Below are 14,736 nucleotides of genomic sequence, written 5' to 3'. Positions count from 1 at the left end.
TCAGGCGAAGGTGTGTTCCGGGCCGGGGAACGTGCCGTCCTTGACGGCTGCCACGTAGGCGGCAACGGCGCCGTCGATGGTGGTTTGTCCGTCCATGAAGTTACGTACGAACTTGGGGCGATGGCCGGGGAACACGCCCAGCATGTCGTGCATCACCAGCACTTGGCCGGAGCACTCCAGCCCGGCGCCGATGCCGATGGTGGGAATGGCCAGCAGGCGCGTGACTTCGCCGGCCAGCTCGGCCGGGATGGCTTCCATGACGACGAGCTGTGCGCCGGCGTCCTGCACGGCCAACGCATCGGCCTTCAGTTGCGCAGCCGCTTCATCGCCGCGACCCTGCACTTTGAAGCCGCCGAACGCATGCACCGATTGCGGCGTCAGGCCGATGTGCGCGCACACCGGAATGCTGCGTTCAACGAGGAATTTGATGGTCGGCGCGAGCCACACGCCGCCTTCGAGCTTGACCATCTGCGCGCCGGCCTGCATCACGCGCACGGCGCTGTGGAAAGCCTGTTCGGGCGTGCCATACGTGCCGAACGGCAGGTCCGACACGAGCAGCGCCTTGGTCGTCCCGCGCGACACGCATTCGGTGTGATAGACGATGTGATCGAGCGTGACCGGCAGCGTGGTCTTCTGGCCCTGCATCACGTTGCCGAGCGAATCGCCGACGAGCAGCACGTCGGTGCCGTTGCGATCCATCAGGGCGGCGAAGCTGGAGTCGTAGGCCGTCAACATGGCGATACGCTCGCCGGCAGCACGCATGGCCTGCAACGAAGTCACCGTGACGGCCTTGCGGTTCGATTCCTGGAGATAGCTCATGGGCTGAGACTCATTGGGGCATCGCGAGCGCCCACGCAGACCATGCGGTGCGTCGACTAGCGCGTTGCCAGCTTGATGAATTCCTTGGGCCCGCGCATCGCGTCGATGCGGGCGAGCAAGGTGCGGAAATCGTCGTCGTTGCCTGCGGGGTCGAAGGCAGCGGTGTCGACGATCATCGTCGGTGCGGCATCGTAATACAGAAACAGCTCACCGTATGCGGCGCAGATGCGTCCGAGGTACTCGGCATCGATGCCCGTTTCGTAAGGAACGGCGCGACGGGCGACGCGTGGCAGCAGGTCTTCCGCGCGTGCCTGCAGGCAGATCACGAGGTCGATGCGCTGTTGCGGCAGGGCCAGCGCATTGGCCATCGCGTCGTACAGCGCAAGTTCATCGGCCGGCAGCGTGAGTTCGGCGAACAGGCGGTCGCGCGGCAGGAAACTGTCGGCGACGATGCGCTCACCGGCAAGCGTCGCCTTATGCCATGCCTTGAGGCGCTCGGCACGTTGCAGCAGGAAGCGCAGCTGCACCGGCAGCGCATAGCGCGCGGGGTCTTCGTAGAAGCGGGCGATGAAGGCGTTTTCGGCGGGCGTTTCGAACAACGTCGACGCACGCAGATGGTCGGCCAGGCGCTGGGCCAGCGCGGTCTTGCCCACGCCAATGGGCCCTTCGACAACGATACGGCGCAGGTGATCCAGTGCCATCGGCGGGTGGTTGTGGGTGGTGCGGGTGAGTAGATCAGGCGGCCGGCTGCTTGGCGCGCATGCATTGGCACATCGTGGTCTTTTCGATGCGCTGTTCGGCCACGCCGGGCAGTAGTGCAGCCACGGCGCCAATGCCCGGAATCACGAGGTCGGGCGCCAGTTCGTGCAAGGGCAGCAGGGTAAAGGCGCGTTGGCCCACGCGCGGGTGCGGCACCGTCAGCTCGGGTGAAGTGAGGACGTGGTCGCCGTAGAGCAGCAAGTCCAGGTCCAGCGTGCGCGGCGCGTTGTGAAACGGGCGCTCGCGGCCGAACTGGTCTTCAATGTGGTGACAGATGCGGAGCAGCTGGTCGGCGGTGAAATGCGTATCGATGCGCACCACGGCGTTGATGTAGTCATCGCCGCTGGACTCCACGGGCGCGCTGCGATACAGGCTCGATTTGCCGGTGACGGTGATGCCGACCTGCTGTGCGAGGCAAACCACGGCGTCTTTCACTGCCTGGCGTGCGTCGCCCAGGTTGGCGCCGATGCCGATGTACGCCACTGTCTTCACGTTTCCTCCGAACTTCCCGGATTGACGTCAACGACTGTATCCGATTTTGCCGGACCACGTCGGCGGCGGCGCCGCTTGCCCGGGCTGGCCGGACCGGCATTTGCCGAGGGGCTCGGAGCGTGCTTGGCTTGGGCCATGAGGGCTTCGCGGGCTTCGCCGTCACCGTTCTGGAAGTCGGTCCACCAGTCGGCGAGTTCCTGTGGCAATTCGCCCGAGGCGCACCGCAGCGCGAGGAAGTCGTAGCCGGCGCGGAAGCGCGGCGACTCCAGCAGCCGATACGGCATGCGGCCCGACCGCTTCTCAAAGCGCGGCTGCATGCTCCAGATTTCCTTCATATCGGAGGTGAAGCGGCGCTGGATGGCGAGTTGCTCGGTCTGACGGTCGAGCACTTCGTCCATGGCGGTGTGCAGCGCGGGGATCAGCGGCTCGCCGGCAGCGCGGCGGCGGTTCCAGTGTTCGACCACGTGATGCCACAGCAGCGAGGCAAACAGGAAGCCGGGCGAGACCGGTTTGCCGGCCTTGACGCGATCGTCGGTATTGTCGAGCGCGAGTTGCACGAAGCGCTGGCCCATCGGTTGCTCCAGCGCGACGTCCAGCAGCGGCAGCAGGCCGCGGTGCAGACCCGCCTTGCGCAGTTCCTGCAGCGATGCCCAGGCGTGGCCCGACATCAGCAGCTTCAACATCTCGTCGAACAGGCGGGCGGCCGGCACGTTGTGGATCAACGGGCCCAGCTCCGCGATCGGCGCGCGCGTGTCGGCGTCGATGTCGAAGCCGGTCTTGGCCGCGAAGCGCACCACGCGCAGCATGCGCACCGGGTCTTCGCGGTAGCGGGTATGCGGATCGCCGATCATGCGCAGCGTGCGGGCGCGCATGTCTTCCATGCCGTGATGGTAGTCATGCACGGTTTCGTCGGCGGGGTCGTAGTACATCGCGTTGACGGTGAAGTCGCGGCGGGTGGCGTCTTCGGCCTGCGTGCCCCAGACGTTGTCGCGCAGGACGCGGCCGCTGGCGTCGACGGCATGTGTGTGGTGGTCCAGCTCGGTGCGCTTGACGCGCTTGCCGGCGGGGACCTGCTCGGCATCGACCGCGTCGACGAGCGCGCGGAAGGTCGAGACTTCGATGATTTCCTGATCGCGTCCGCCGTAGAACGTGACGTGCACGATCTGGAAACGACGTCCGATGATGCGCGAGCGGCGGAACAGCGCCTGTACCTGCTCGGGCGTGGCGTTGGTCGCCACATCAAAATCCTTCGGCTTGATGCCCAGCAGCAAGTCGCGCACGGCGCCGCCCACGATGAAGGCGCTATAGCCGGCTTCCTGCAGCGTGGACGTGACCTTGACTGCGTTGCGCGAGAGCAGCTTCGGATCGATACCGTGCTCGTCCACACTCCACACGCGCGCCTGACGCGGCACGCCGCCGCCGGACTTGGTGCGCGCCTTGGCCGTTTTGGGTGCCTTGGGTGTACGGACTTTCCTGGTGGCGGGCACTTCCGGTTCAGCCGGAGCGTGGGACGCTGCGGAGGTCTTGCCCAGCAGGCGATTGATGAGTTTCTTGATCACGCCGCGCCTTGCTTAGAAGAGATCCATGATGCGCCAGTTGCGCGCGGCTGCCAGATTGCGCAGCGTGTCGTCCGGGTTGGTCGCGACGGGGTCGGTCACTTCCTCCAGCAGCGGCACGTCGTTGGCCGAATCGCTGTAGAACGTGCTGCGCTCGAAATCGCTCCAGCCGCGGCCCATGTTGGCCAGCCATTCGTGCACGCGCGCGACCTTGCCCTCGCGAAAGCTCGGTGTGCCGGCCACGTCGCCGGTGAAGGCGCTGTCCGGGCTGCCGTCGGTGGTGGCCGGTTCGGTGGCGATGAGGTGGTCGATGCCGAAGGCCTCGGCAATCGGGCGGGTGACGAAGCTGTTGGTGGCGGTCACCACGCAGCACAGGTCACCAGCGTCCAGGTGCTTGTAGACCAGCGCTTGCGCCTGCGGTGTGATCTTTGGACGGATCACGTCATGCATGAACTCGGCGTGCCACTGGGCGAGCGTGTCTCGCGGGTGGGCGGCAAGCGGTGCCAGGGCGAAACGCAGAAACGCATGGATATCCAGCGTGCCGGCTTTGTAGTCGGCATAGAACTGATCGTTCTTGCGCTGGTACTCAGCTTCGTCCACCACGCCGCGGCGGATGAGGAAGCGTCCCCACTCGTGGTCGCTGTCGGTGGGGATGAGGGTGTGATCGAGGTCGAAGAGGGCCAGATTCATGGGGCGCGATTTTACCCGAACGTTACATCACCGGCCGCGCGAGCCCCGGGATTCACTTCATCAGCGCGAGCATGTCGCGCACGAGCGGCAGGGTGACGGCGCGCTTGCGGGCGAGCGAATAGGTGTCGAGGGCGTCCAGCAGGGCCATCAGGCTCGGCATGTCGCGATAGGAGTGCGTCACGAGCCACTGCGGCACGTCGGCCGAGAGCTGCATGCCGCGTTCGCGGGCAGCCTGGCGCAGCGCTTCCACCTTGTCGGCGTCGGAGAGCGGGCGCAGCCAGTAGACCAGGCCCCAGCCCAGCCGGGTGCGCAGGTCTTCACGTAGCGGCATCGCCATCGGCGCGGCGGCCCCGGAGATGGCGATGGCGGCATGCGGATGCGCGCGCACTTCATTGACGAGGTTGAACACGGCGATCTGCGCCCATTCGTCCAGCCGCTCGGCGTCGTCGATGGTCCAGACGGTGATGGTCGGGTCGAATTCGAAGGCTTCGGGCGGGGCGTCGGGTTCCAGCGTGCGGACTTCGTAGCCGCCAGCCTCGGTCTGGGCGCAGATGGCCTGCAGCAGGTGGCTGCGGCCGCTGCCTTCTTCGCCCCAGAGGTAGACCAGGCGGTCGGTGGCGGTGCCGTCCACCACTTGCGGAATCAGGGCGCGCAGGCGCAGCACCGCCTCTTCGTTGCCGGTGGCGACGAAGTTGTCGAAGGTCGGGGCGGGTGTCGCACCGAGTTCGAGCGGGAGCTGTTCGGGTGTGGCCATGAAACGTGGAGTGGAGTCGCCGTACTTTTCAGTTGCCTTCAGTCGCCTTCAGTGGCTTTCAGTCCTGGTAGAGCCGGCTGCCCAGGTAAAGCTGCCGGATCTGCCGCAAACCGACCAGCAGCACAGCACTCATCGGTAGGGCGAGGAGGATACCGAAAAAACCGAACAATTGGCCAAAAGCCAGCAAGGCGAGGATGACCGCCAGCGGGTGCAGGCCAATGCGTTCGCCCACCAGGCGAGGCGTCAGGTAGAAGCTTTCCAGGAACTGGCCGATGCCATACACCACGGCTACCGCCAGCAAGCCGTAGAGGTTGCCGAACTGCAACAGCGCGGCAAGGATGGCCAGCGTGAGCCCCACGCCAAAGCCGATATACGGAATGAACACGGCCAGCCCTGTAAAGATGCCCACCGGCAGCGCCACGTCAAAGCCGGCCAGCGCCAGCCCCGCCGAGTAGTACACCGCCAGCACCAGCATCACGATGATCTGCCCGCGCAGGTATTGGGAGAGCAGGCCATCTGTTTCGGCGGCCAATTCGCGCGTTTTTGGCAGCCAGCGGCGCGGGACGGCGCTTTCGACGCGGCGCATGAGCATGTTCCAGTCCATCAACAGGTAGAACATCACGATCGGCACCAGGAAGAAGATGCCCAGCACCTGGAGGGCCGCCGAACCCGACACGCGCAGATAGGTCAGCACCCGGGCCACCACGTCGTCCGGGCTTGCGGCGAGCTGTTCCGTAAGCAGGGCGCGCAGGCCCGGAAAATCGAAGCTGACATGCAGGCCCAATTCGTCCAGCTTGGGCGACAGAAATGCGTTGAGCTTGGCAAGCATCCCGGGCAATTGATCGCGGATGGCCGGAATCTCCCGCTGCAACACCGCCAGGATCAGCAGCATCAGCGCCACGCCCACCACCGACAGCACCACGATCATCAGAAACACGCCCAGCACGCGTGGTACGCGATGGCGCTGCAGCCATTCCACGCCCGGGTGCAGGATGTACGACAGGATGAACGCGAAGACGAAGGGCGTGAGCGTCGGCGCCAGCGCCTTGAGCACGGCCAGGAAGACAAGCGCCACGGCGATCCAGGCGAGCGTGCGCTTGGTTTCCTGCGACAGCACGGGGGCGTTCATGGGGGCGACGGTTCCGATGGCGGGGTGGAGGAGTCGGAAAAGCGGCCATCGGGACGGCCGCATCCGGTAAAATCGCGATTTTACTGGACCGGCGGGTCCGATTTTTGTGACTTCCCGCCGCCGTCTCGCTTTCTTTCCCGGTTTTTTCAATTCAGACGACTGTATGAGCGCTTCCGAAACCCCATCCGCATCGACCGGCCTGTCTTACCGCGACGCGGGCGTCGACATCGAGGCGGGTGACGCCCTTGTCGATCGCATCAAGCCGTTTGCCAAGCGCACCATGCGCGAAGGCGTGCTGGGCGGCATCGGCGGCTTCGGCGCGCTGTTCGAGCTGTCCAAGAAGTATCAGGAGCCGGTGCTGGTGTCCGGCACGGACGGCGTGGGCACCAAGCTCAAGCTGGCCTTTGCGCTGAACCGCCACGACACGGTTGGCCAGGATCTGGTCGCCATGAGCGTGAACGACATCCTGGTGCAGGGCGCCGAGCCGCTGTTCTTCCTGGATTACTTCGCCTGCGGCAAGCTCGACGTCGACACCGCTGCCACGGTGGTCAAGGGCATCGCCCAGGGTTGCGAGCTGGCCGGCTGCGCGCTGATCGGCGGCGAAACCGCTGAAATGCCGAGCATGTACCCGGACGGCGAATACGACCTGGCCGGCTTTGCCGTCGGCGCGGTCGAAAAGCGCAAGATCATCGACGGCACGACCATTGCCGAGGGCGACGTGGTGCTGGGCCTGGCCTCGTCAGGTGCGCATTCGAACGGCTACTCGCTGGTGCGCAAGATCATCGAGGTGTCGCGCCCGGACCTGAACGCCGATTTCCACGGCCAGCGCCTGCAGGACGCCATCATGGCGCCGACGCGCATCTATGTGAAGCCGCTGCTGGCGCTGATGGAGAAGCTGACCGTCAAGGGCATGGCGCACATCACCGGTGGCGGTTTGACCGAAAACGTGCCGCGCGTGCTGCAAGACAACCTGACCGCCGTGCTGCACAAGGACGCCTGGACGCTGCCGCCGCTGTTCCAGTGGCTGCAGAAGGCCGGCAACGTGGCCGATGACGAAATGCACCGCGTGTTCAACTGTGGCATCGGCATGGTGGTGATCGTGTCGGCAGCCGATGCACCGGCCGCCATCGCGCACCTGAACGACGCGGGCGAGACGGTCTACCAGATCGGCGAAATCCGCGCCCGCCAGGCCGGCGAAGCGCAGACGCTCGTGGTCTGACGCGAAGTTCGCACCCACAAAAAAACCGCCGATGCGTTCGGCGGTTTTTTTATGCCCGTCGTCTTGCGGGCGCTTATTTCAGTGGGACGTATTCACCGCTGGCTGGGTCGTCCTTCTGCAGCGCACCGGTGTCCTTGTCGATGAGCAGCGTGACGACGCGCGGTGCCGTGTTCGGGTCGCCGCCGCAGGCCGGGGTGTGGTTTTCCAGCACTTCAACGCTGTTGTGCGTGTCGTCGGCCCGGTCCACCACGAACGACAGGCACTCCTGCGGCAGGGTGGTCAGCTTGTACTTTTCGATGGCGGCGCGGGCGAGATCGACGGCCTTGGCCTGTTCGGCTTCGCTGACGGCGGGCGCGCTGGCGGCCGGCGCGTTGGCCGAGTTGGCTGCACTAGGGGCAGAGGCCGCAGGTGTGGAAGCTGGAGCGGGTGCGGCAGGCTTGTGCGCGTCGTCGGAGCGGCCGCAGCCCGCCAGCGCGAGGGCTGTGAGCGCGGCAAGCAGCAGGGGTTTGGTCATGATGTGCGGAGCGTGTCGGCGATGTTCAGCCCACGACTTTACCCGGAACTGACCGATCGCTTCCATGCCGCATACGCCTGCGGCATGCACACCGCGCACGGCCGGTAGCCGGCAGCACGCGCGTCGGCTTCATTCAGGAAGAACACGCGGTGCCGCACATAACCGCCGCGCGCGATGGCCCGGCGTGCAGCCGCACAGTCGAGCCGACCATAGATGCGAGCACGCCGATGCCCGCCCAGCGTGCCGGGCACGGCGCTCTCATAAGCCTGGCCGCGCGCGCCGATGAGCGTCCACGTTCTCACGCGGTTTCATGCGGCGGATTGCGACTCGCGTTCCAGCAGCGCCAGCTTGCGCTCCACCCCCCAGCGATATCCCGACGTGTTGCCGTCCCGGCGGATCACGCGGTGGCATGGGATGGCCACCGCGATGTGATTGGCCGCACAGGCCTGCGCCACTGCGCGCACCGCCTTGGGTGCGCCAATGCGCGCGGCAATCTCGGTGTAGCTGGTGGTGCTGCCGGGCGGCACTTCGCGCAGCGCCTGCCACACGCGCTCCTGAAACGCGGTGCCGCGTACGTCCAGCGGTAAGTCCAGGCCAATGGACGGCGCCTCGACAAAACCCACGACCTTCGCCACCAGTTCTTCAAAACCGGCATCGCCGCCGATGAGTTCTGCCTTCGGGAACGTGTCCTGCAGATCGCGCACGAGGGCGTCGGGGTCGTCGCCCATCAGGATCGCGCAGATGCCGCGATCGCTCTGCGCCACCAGGATCGAACCAAGCGAGCATTCCCCCACCGCGAAGCGGATCGTGGTCTGTGCGCCGCCTGCGCGGTAGCGGCTGGCTGTCATGCCAAGCACATTGTCCGACGCCTCGTAGAAGCGGCTGCTGGCGTTGAATCCGGCGTCGTAAATGGCCTCGGTGACGGTGCTGCCGCGTCCCAGTTGCGCGCGCAGCTTGCGGGCGCGATGCGCATCGGCATAGCCCTTGGGCGTGAGGCCCGTGACGCTCTTGAACAGGCGATGGAAGTGATAGGGGCTCAGGCCGGCGTCTTGCGCGAGCGCATCGAGCGTGGGCGGTGTGTCGGCTGCCTCGATGCGGCGGCAGGCCTGCGCGACGAGCGCGGTTTGCTGGGTGCGTACGGTGGTCTGATCGGGGCCGGCGCGGCGGCTTGGGCGGTAACCAGCGGCTTCTGCGTCGGCGGGTGAGTCGAAGAACTCGACGTTCTCGGGGCGCGGCAGGCGCGACGGGCTGCTCGGCTGGCAATACACGCCGGTGGTCTTCACCGCATAGACGAATTGCCCGTCGGCAGAGGCGTCGCGCGCCAGCACGCGAGCCCAGCGCGGGTCGTGTTCAACAAGGGTGGTGTCCGGTGCGGTGCGGGCGGAGGTTTGCATGGCGTCATCCAGTGGACTGCGATGACTGTACTGTAGGTACGGGCCCCTGGCCGGGCACTCCGGGTCTTGCGGTCAAATTCGAAGCGCCGCGCGCGTCACTTGCCGCCGGGTGCTTTCTGTTGATCGGCGCGCGCGGCGGCCAAGTTGGCGGCGATCCGCTTGGCGCCGGCAGATTCGGGCGGCAGCAGCCGGTGCAGGTGCTCCCATTGGGCAATTGCATCGTCCACGTCACCACGTTCGACGGCGGCGGAAGCGGCCAGGGCAAGCGCTTTGGGCTCGTCGGGGTCGGTCTTCAGGGCCAGGCGCACCTGCTCCGTGGGCGCACCAGCAAGGGCGCCGCCCTGGGCGGTGGCGAGTGCGTCGGCGTAATCGGCGCGCAGGCTGGCGACATCGGGGGCAAGGGCGACGGCCTTGGCGTAAGCGGCGACGGCGTCCGCAGGCCGTTCCATCGTGCTGTAGGACCGCGCCAGCAGCGCCCAGCCGGGCGCGTCGTCAGGCGTATCGCGCAGCCGTTGCGCCAGGCTGTTGACCATCGATTCGATCTGCGCGTCTCCGCCGGTGTGATCGCTGCGGGCGGCGGTCATCATGTCGCCCGGCATCCACAGCGACGCGGGTTTGCCCAGATGCTGGTAGAGCAGCACGGCGGAGGTGGGCAACGCAGCCAGCAGCAGTGCGGCGAGCAGAACGGGGCGGCGGTCGGGGCGCGCCTGCGAAGTGCTGGGGGTGTCGGCCGTATCGTCCAGCAACCGCCGGCCAAGCTCTGCGCGTGCGCGCGCGTGGCTGGCGGCATCGATAGCGCCGTTGCGCAGGTCGGCATCCAGCTCGCGCAGTTGGTCTTGGTACCAGCGGACCATCTGGGTGCGCGCCGTGGGGCTTTGGATGAGCGTATCGCCTGCACCGTTGCGCGCGCGTCGCAATAACGGCGTCAGGAGAACCGCCATGGTGACGGCCGTGAGGGCGGCCGCCAGCAGCCAGAACAAGGTCATCACGGTCATGGGCGGGGGTCTTCCGGTGGCGACGCGGCAAGCAGGGCGGCGAGGCGCGCTTGTGCGTCGGCGTCGATCTCGGCAGGGGGCGCCTTCTGCTGTTTGCGGGATGACACGATGCCGAATACCACCGCCATCAGCAACAGCGCCGGGCCGAACCACAGCAGATAGGTCAGCGGTTTGACGGGTGGCCGGTACAGGGCGAAATCGCCATAGCGCTGCACGAGGTAGTCCTTTACCGCGGCCTCGGTGGCGCCGGCACGAAGTTGTTCTCGAATCTGGCGGCGCAGGTCGACGGCTAGGTCGGCGTTGGAATCGGCGAGGGTCTGGTTCTGGCAAACAAGGCAGCGCAGTTGCTCCGACAGCGCGTGGACGCGGGTGTCGAGATCGACGTCTGCCGCAGCGGCACGGGCGGGCATCTGCAACGTGAACGCTGCGACGCCAGCCAGAACGAGGGCAGCCAGGCGCTTATGCATGGCCACCTTCCTGCTCCAGTTGCTGCAGAAGCGGCACGATCTTGCGTTCCATCGACTCGGTCGTTACGGGGCCCACCTGTCGATAGCGGATCACGCCGGCGCGATCGATGACGAAGGTTTCCGGCACGCCGTAGACGCCGTAGTCGATGCCGACTTTGCCGTCAGCGTCGACGAGCGACGCGACATATGGATCGCCCATTTGTTTGAGCCACGCCCGTGCGGCATCCGCGTCGTCCTTGTAGTTCAGCCCGTAGATCGGCACGGGTGACTGCTTGGCAAACGCGTTCAGCACGGCGTGCTCTGCGCGGCAGGCGGTGCACCACGACGCCCAGACGTTGAGCATCCACACCTTGCCTTGGAGGTCTTTCGGCGTGATCGGATTGGCGGTCGGCTCCAGCGCCGTCAGCCGGAATGCCGGTGCGGGCTTGCCGACCAGCGGCGAGGGCAGTTCACGCGGATCACGCGACAGCCCCGCAGCCAGCGCGATCACCAGAACAAAGAACGCTGCCAGCGGCAGCACGTAGCGCAGCTTCACCGCGGCTCCTCGGTTGCAGGCATCGCCAATGACGGATTGGCCAGTGCGGTGTCGGGCGCGATGCGCGACGACGTGGACCAGCGACGGAGCCGGTAGCGGCGGTCGCACACGGCCAGCAGGCCGCCCAGCACCATCAGCGCACAGCCGCCCCAGATCCAACTGACGAAGGGCTTGATGTAGATGCGCATGGCCCAGTTGTCTTGTCCGAGCGATTCGCCCAGCGCGACATAGAGGTCGCGTGTGAGGCCGGTGTCGATGGCGACTTCGGTCGTGGGGGTTTCCTGACTGCGGTACAAGCGCCGCTCGGGTAGCAGGGTGGCCACGGGTTTGCCGTCGCGGCTGACGTCGACGTGGCCACGCAAGACGTCGTAATTGGCGCCTTGGCCCGGCGCAACGCTGGTGAGGTGGAACGTGTAGCCGCCCACCTCCACCGCGCCGCCCACGCGCACCGGCAACTCGCGTAGGGTCTCCTGGCTGAGCACCAGCGTGACGCCCGCGATGAACACGCCGACCCCTGCGTGCGCCACGAGCATGCCGAAGTAGCTCGGCGGCAACTGCCGCAGGGTCGTCAGTCGATTGCCGGGCTGCCGGAGCTTTTCGGCCAGACTGGCCAGCGCGCTCGCAAGACACCACGCGGCCAGCGTCAGCCCCAGGCCCGCCAGTGCGGACGTCCGATAGAACACCGCAAGTCCGAGTCCGATGACAACGCTCGCCGCCGCCGCCCAGCGCAGCCGCACGGCCATCGACGGCAGCGCACCATGACGCCAGCGCGCCAGCGGCGCCGCGCCCATCAGCAGCACCGCAGGCGACATCAGCGGCACAAAGACCTGCTCGAAATACGCCGGCCCGACCGAAATCTTGCCCAGCCGCAGCACATCCAGCACCAGCGGATACAGCGTGCCGAGCAACACCGTGGCAGCCGCCACGGCCAGGAGCACGTTGTTGGCCAGCAGGAACGATTCACGCGCGAACAGCGAAAACGTGGCGCCTTCCGACGCGTTGCCGGACAAGCGCTTTGCCCGCCACGCAAACAGACCCAGCGCACCGCCCGTCACGATGCCCAGCAAGGCCAGGATGAAGAGACCGCGCTTCGGGTCGACCGCAAACGCGTGCACCGACGTCAGCACGCCTGAGCGCACGAGGAACGTGCCGAGCAGACTGAGCGAGAACGTAAAGATGGCCAGCAGCGCCGTCCATGCGCGGAACACGCCACGCTTTTCCGTCACCGCCAACGAGTGGATCAGCGCCGTGCCGGCCAGCCACGGCATGAACGACGCGTTTTCGACCGGGTCCCAGAACCACCAGCCGCCCCAACCGAGTTCGTAGTACGCCCATGCGCTGCCTAGCATGATGCCGGTCGTCAGGCACGCCCACGCCGCGGTTGTCCACGGCCGAGACCAGCGCGCCCAGGTGGCATCGAGCCGACCCGACAGGAGCGCGGCCATTGCAAACGAAAACGCCACCGCAAAACCCACGTAACCCATGTAGAGCATGGGGGGATGCGACACCATGCCTGGGTCTTGCAACAGCGGATTGAGATCGCGCCCTTCCATGGCCGGCGGTAGCAGGCGCAAGAACGGGTTGGACACCAACAGCAGGAAAAGCAGCAGCCCTGTGCTGATGGCCCCCATCACGCCCAGTACGCGCGCCACCACGGGCAACGGCAGCTGTCGGCTGAACAACGACACGGCCAGCGACCACAGCGCCAGCATCGTCGTCCACAGCAACATCGATCCCTCGTGCCCGCCCCACACGGCGGCCACGCGATAGGGCAGCGGCAGCGCGCTGTTCGAGTTGGCAGCGACATAGAGCACGCTGAAGTCGTTGCTGACGAAGGCCCATGTCAGCGCGCCATACGCCAGCAGCACCAGCGCGCACTGCATGCGCGCAGCGGGACGCGCCACGGCCATCCAGCGCTCGTTGTCGCGCGCCGCGCCCACCAGCGGCAGCACCGATTGCATGACCGCAGTCAGCAACGCCAGGATCAACGCGAAGTGGCCCAGCTCGGCAATCATCGTGACGCGCTCCGGGCAGATTCCTTCGCCATTTGTTCGTTGACTTGCGCAGCGCGGCGCAAGGCATCCGCGGCTTCGGGCGGCATGTAGTTTTCGTCGTGCTTGGCGAACACCTCGTTGGCGACGAAGATGCCGTCTTCGCCCAGCCGCCCGCGCGCGACGACGCCCTTTCCCTCGCGGAACAGGTCCGGCAGCAAACCGTGGTAGACGACCGGCACACCGCGCGCGGTGTCGGTGACGATAAAGCGGATGGTCATGCCGTCACGTTCGCGTTGGATGGAGCCGCGTTCAACGAGCCCGCCCAGACGGAAGACCTGGGCCACAGGCGCTTCCTTGGCAGCGATCTGGCTGGGGCTGAAGAAAAACACCAGATTGGAGCGGAACGCATTCAGCGTGAGTGCGGTAGCCGCACCCGCGCACACCAGTGCGGCGAGCAGGATGCCGAGACGGCGTTGTCTGCGTGTCATTGGTCGCCGCCGTGTGGATGGGAGTGGGCGGCGCGGTTGGCTGCGCGCCAGCGGCGGGCGAGCAGCAGCAGCTCGGCCGCGATGCAGATGGCGGCTACGGCAAACGCGCCCGCAATATAGTCGACGTGATTGACGGAGAACTGGCTCATGCCGGCGTGCTCAGGTTGTGATCATCGTCGGTGCGCTCGCGCATGATGCAACGCACGCGAATCAGCGCCACGCAGATGCTGTACATCCAGCACGCGAGCGTCATCAGCAGCATGCCGAGCAGCATCGTCATCGCCATCGACGGGGCCGCCGTCAGGCTGATGGACGCGCCCTGGTGCAGGGTGTTCCACCACTGCACGGAGAAATAGATCACGGGGATGTTGACCACGCCCACCACGGCCAGCACGGCGCAGGCGCGTTCGGCGCGGCGGGGGTCTTCAATGGCGCTCTCCAGCGCGATGAAGCCGAGGTACAGAAACAGCAGCAGCAACTCCGAGGTCAATCGCGCATCCCACACCCACCACGTGCCCCACGTCGGCTTGCCCCACAGCGCGCCTGTCCACAACGCAAGGGCGGTGAACAGCGCGCCGGTGGGTGCCAGGGCCGAGGCCATCATCGACGAAAGCCGGGTGCGCAGCACCAGCCCCAGCGCGCAGTAACCTGCCATCACCAGGTAGATGAACATCGACATCCACGCGGCCGGCACGTGCAGGAAGATGATGCGATAGACCTCGCCTTGCTGCGCATCGGTAGGCGCCACAGCAAAGCCGACGTAGAGGCCGGCAATGAGGAACACGAGTGCCGCTGCACCAAACCATGGTGCAAGCTTGCGCGCGAGCGGATCAAACCGCACGGGCGACGCATACGCGAGCCAGTTCCAGCGCCGCGACGCAGATTGGCGCACGGCGATGGGCGTGGTGTGGAGTCCGGAGCGGTTCGTCAT

The 14,736-nt window shown here is 66.5% G+C and carries 18 protein-coding genes; 1 reads left to right on the top strand and 17 read right to left on the bottom strand.

What is annotated here, in order from left to right; translation table 11 throughout:
* Genes panB through ACTJK6_RS15880 form a run of 7 tightly spaced genes read right to left on the bottom strand, consistent with a single transcriptional unit; the run spans position 1 to position 6,199 of the window.
* Positions 1-819 carry a 3-methyl-2-oxobutanoate hydroxymethyltransferase gene (gene panB, locus ACTJK6_RS15910; RefSeq protein WP_232040912.1) on the bottom strand — a complete coding sequence of 273 codons (819 nt, stop codon included), beginning with the start codon at positions 817-819 and terminating at the stop codon, positions 1-3.
* A gap of 56 nt (positions 820-875) precedes the next feature.
* Positions 876-1,520, bottom strand: coding sequence for a deoxynucleoside kinase (locus ACTJK6_RS15905; protein ID WP_440839531.1), 645 nt, complete (start codon positions 1,518-1,520; stop codon positions 876-878).
* Positions 1,521-1,554: 34 nt separating this feature from the next.
* A complete protein-coding gene (gene folK / locus ACTJK6_RS15900) occupies positions 1,555-2,070 on the bottom strand; it encodes a 2-amino-4-hydroxy-6-hydroxymethyldihydropteridine diphosphokinase (protein ID WP_260802106.1) in 516 nt (171 codons plus the stop codon).
* Complete coding sequence (gene pcnB, locus ACTJK6_RS15895; RefSeq protein WP_440839530.1) at positions 2,067-3,629, bottom strand: polynucleotide adenylyltransferase PcnB; 1,563 nt, start codon at positions 3,627-3,629, stop codon at positions 2,067-2,069. The genes folK and pcnB overlap by 4 nt, the downstream gene beginning before the upstream one ends.
* Positions 3,630-3,641: 12 nt before the next feature.
* The gene (locus ACTJK6_RS15890) at positions 3,642-4,316 is read right to left on the bottom strand and encodes an HAD family hydrolase (RefSeq protein ID WP_260802104.1); all 675 of its coding nucleotides are present in this window, start codon (positions 4,314-4,316) and stop codon (positions 3,642-3,644) included.
* Between the two features lie 52 nt (positions 4,317-4,368).
* Positions 4,369-5,070 carry a DnaA regulatory inactivator Hda gene (hda, locus tag ACTJK6_RS15885; protein WP_004631704.1) on the bottom strand — a complete coding sequence of 234 codons (702 nt, stop codon included), beginning with the start codon at positions 5,068-5,070 and terminating at the stop codon, positions 4,369-4,371.
* 58 nt (positions 5,071-5,128) lie between these two features.
* Complete coding sequence (locus tag ACTJK6_RS15880; protein WP_232040908.1) at positions 5,129-6,199, bottom strand: AI-2E family transporter; 1,071 nt, start codon at positions 6,197-6,199, stop codon at positions 5,129-5,131.
* A gap of 163 nt (positions 6,200-6,362) precedes the next feature.
* Here ACTJK6_RS15880 and purM point away from each other — a divergent pair, with 163 nt between their 5' ends.
* On the top strand, positions 6,363-7,418 hold the full coding sequence (purM, locus tag ACTJK6_RS15875) for a phosphoribosylformylglycinamidine cyclo-ligase (RefSeq protein WP_414561029.1): 1,056 nt from the start codon (positions 6,363-6,365) through the stop codon (positions 7,416-7,418).
* A gap of 73 nt (positions 7,419-7,491) precedes the next feature.
* On the opposite strand, the gene ACTJK6_RS15870 is transcribed toward purM, so the two are convergent.
* The 10 genes from ACTJK6_RS15870 to ccmC form a co-directional block, all read right to left on the bottom strand.
* Positions 7,492-7,932 carry a hypothetical protein gene (locus ACTJK6_RS15870; RefSeq protein WP_232040906.1) on the bottom strand — a complete coding sequence of 147 codons (441 nt, stop codon included), beginning with the start codon at positions 7,930-7,932 and terminating at the stop codon, positions 7,492-7,494.
* A 38-nt stretch (positions 7,933-7,970) separates the two neighbouring features.
* Positions 7,971-8,234, bottom strand: coding sequence for an Ada metal-binding domain-containing protein (locus ACTJK6_RS15865; RefSeq protein ID WP_232040905.1), 264 nt, complete (start codon positions 8,232-8,234; stop codon positions 7,971-7,973).
* Positions 8,235-8,240: 6 nt separating this feature from the next.
* On the bottom strand, positions 8,241-9,326 hold the full coding sequence (gene ada, locus ACTJK6_RS15860) for a bifunctional DNA-binding transcriptional regulator/O6-methylguanine-DNA methyltransferase Ada (RefSeq protein ID WP_440839528.1): 1,086 nt from the start codon (positions 9,324-9,326) through the stop codon (positions 8,241-8,243).
* Between the two features lie 95 nt (positions 9,327-9,421).
* Positions 9,422-10,321 carry a c-type cytochrome biogenesis protein CcmI gene (gene ccmI, locus ACTJK6_RS15855; RefSeq protein WP_322017624.1) on the bottom strand — a complete coding sequence of 300 codons (900 nt, stop codon included), beginning with the start codon at positions 10,319-10,321 and terminating at the stop codon, positions 9,422-9,424.
* Positions 10,318-10,788, bottom strand: coding sequence for a cytochrome c-type biogenesis protein (locus ACTJK6_RS15850; protein ID WP_440839527.1), 471 nt, complete (start codon positions 10,786-10,788; stop codon positions 10,318-10,320). Before ACTJK6_RS15850 ends, ccmI begins: the two co-directional genes overlap by 4 nt.
* A complete protein-coding gene (locus ACTJK6_RS15845; RefSeq protein ID WP_414561027.1) occupies positions 10,781-11,323 on the bottom strand; it encodes a DsbE family thiol:disulfide interchange protein in 543 nt (180 codons plus the stop codon). The genes ACTJK6_RS15850 and ACTJK6_RS15845 overlap by 8 nt, the downstream gene beginning before the upstream one ends.
* Positions 11,320-13,338, bottom strand: coding sequence for a heme lyase CcmF/NrfE family subunit (locus ACTJK6_RS15840; RefSeq protein ID WP_316870128.1), 2,019 nt, complete (start codon positions 13,336-13,338; stop codon positions 11,320-11,322). The genes ACTJK6_RS15845 and ACTJK6_RS15840 overlap by 4 nt, the downstream gene beginning before the upstream one ends.
* A complete protein-coding gene (gene ccmE / locus ACTJK6_RS15835; protein ID WP_440839526.1) occupies positions 13,335-13,805 on the bottom strand; it encodes a cytochrome c maturation protein CcmE in 471 nt (156 codons plus the stop codon). The genes ACTJK6_RS15840 and ccmE overlap by 4 nt, the downstream gene beginning before the upstream one ends.
* Complete coding sequence (locus ACTJK6_RS15830; RefSeq protein WP_260802097.1) at positions 13,802-13,954, bottom strand: hypothetical protein; 153 nt, start codon at positions 13,952-13,954, stop codon at positions 13,802-13,804. Before ACTJK6_RS15830 ends, ccmE begins: the two co-directional genes overlap by 4 nt.
* Positions 13,951-14,736: a heme ABC transporter permease CcmC gene (ccmC, locus tag ACTJK6_RS15825; RefSeq protein ID WP_260802096.1), complete on the bottom strand. Its 786-nt coding sequence runs from the start codon at positions 14,734-14,736 to the stop codon at positions 13,951-13,953. Before ccmC ends, ACTJK6_RS15830 begins: the two co-directional genes overlap by 4 nt.

Origin of the sequence: Ralstonia sp. 22086, assembly GCF_052045975.1 — a bacterium.
GTDB lineage: Bacteria > Pseudomonadota > Gammaproteobacteria > Burkholderiales > Burkholderiaceae > Ralstonia > Ralstonia wenshanensis.
Note: the sequence above shows the minus strand (reverse complement) of the source record. Positions and strands in the feature narration are given on the sequence as shown.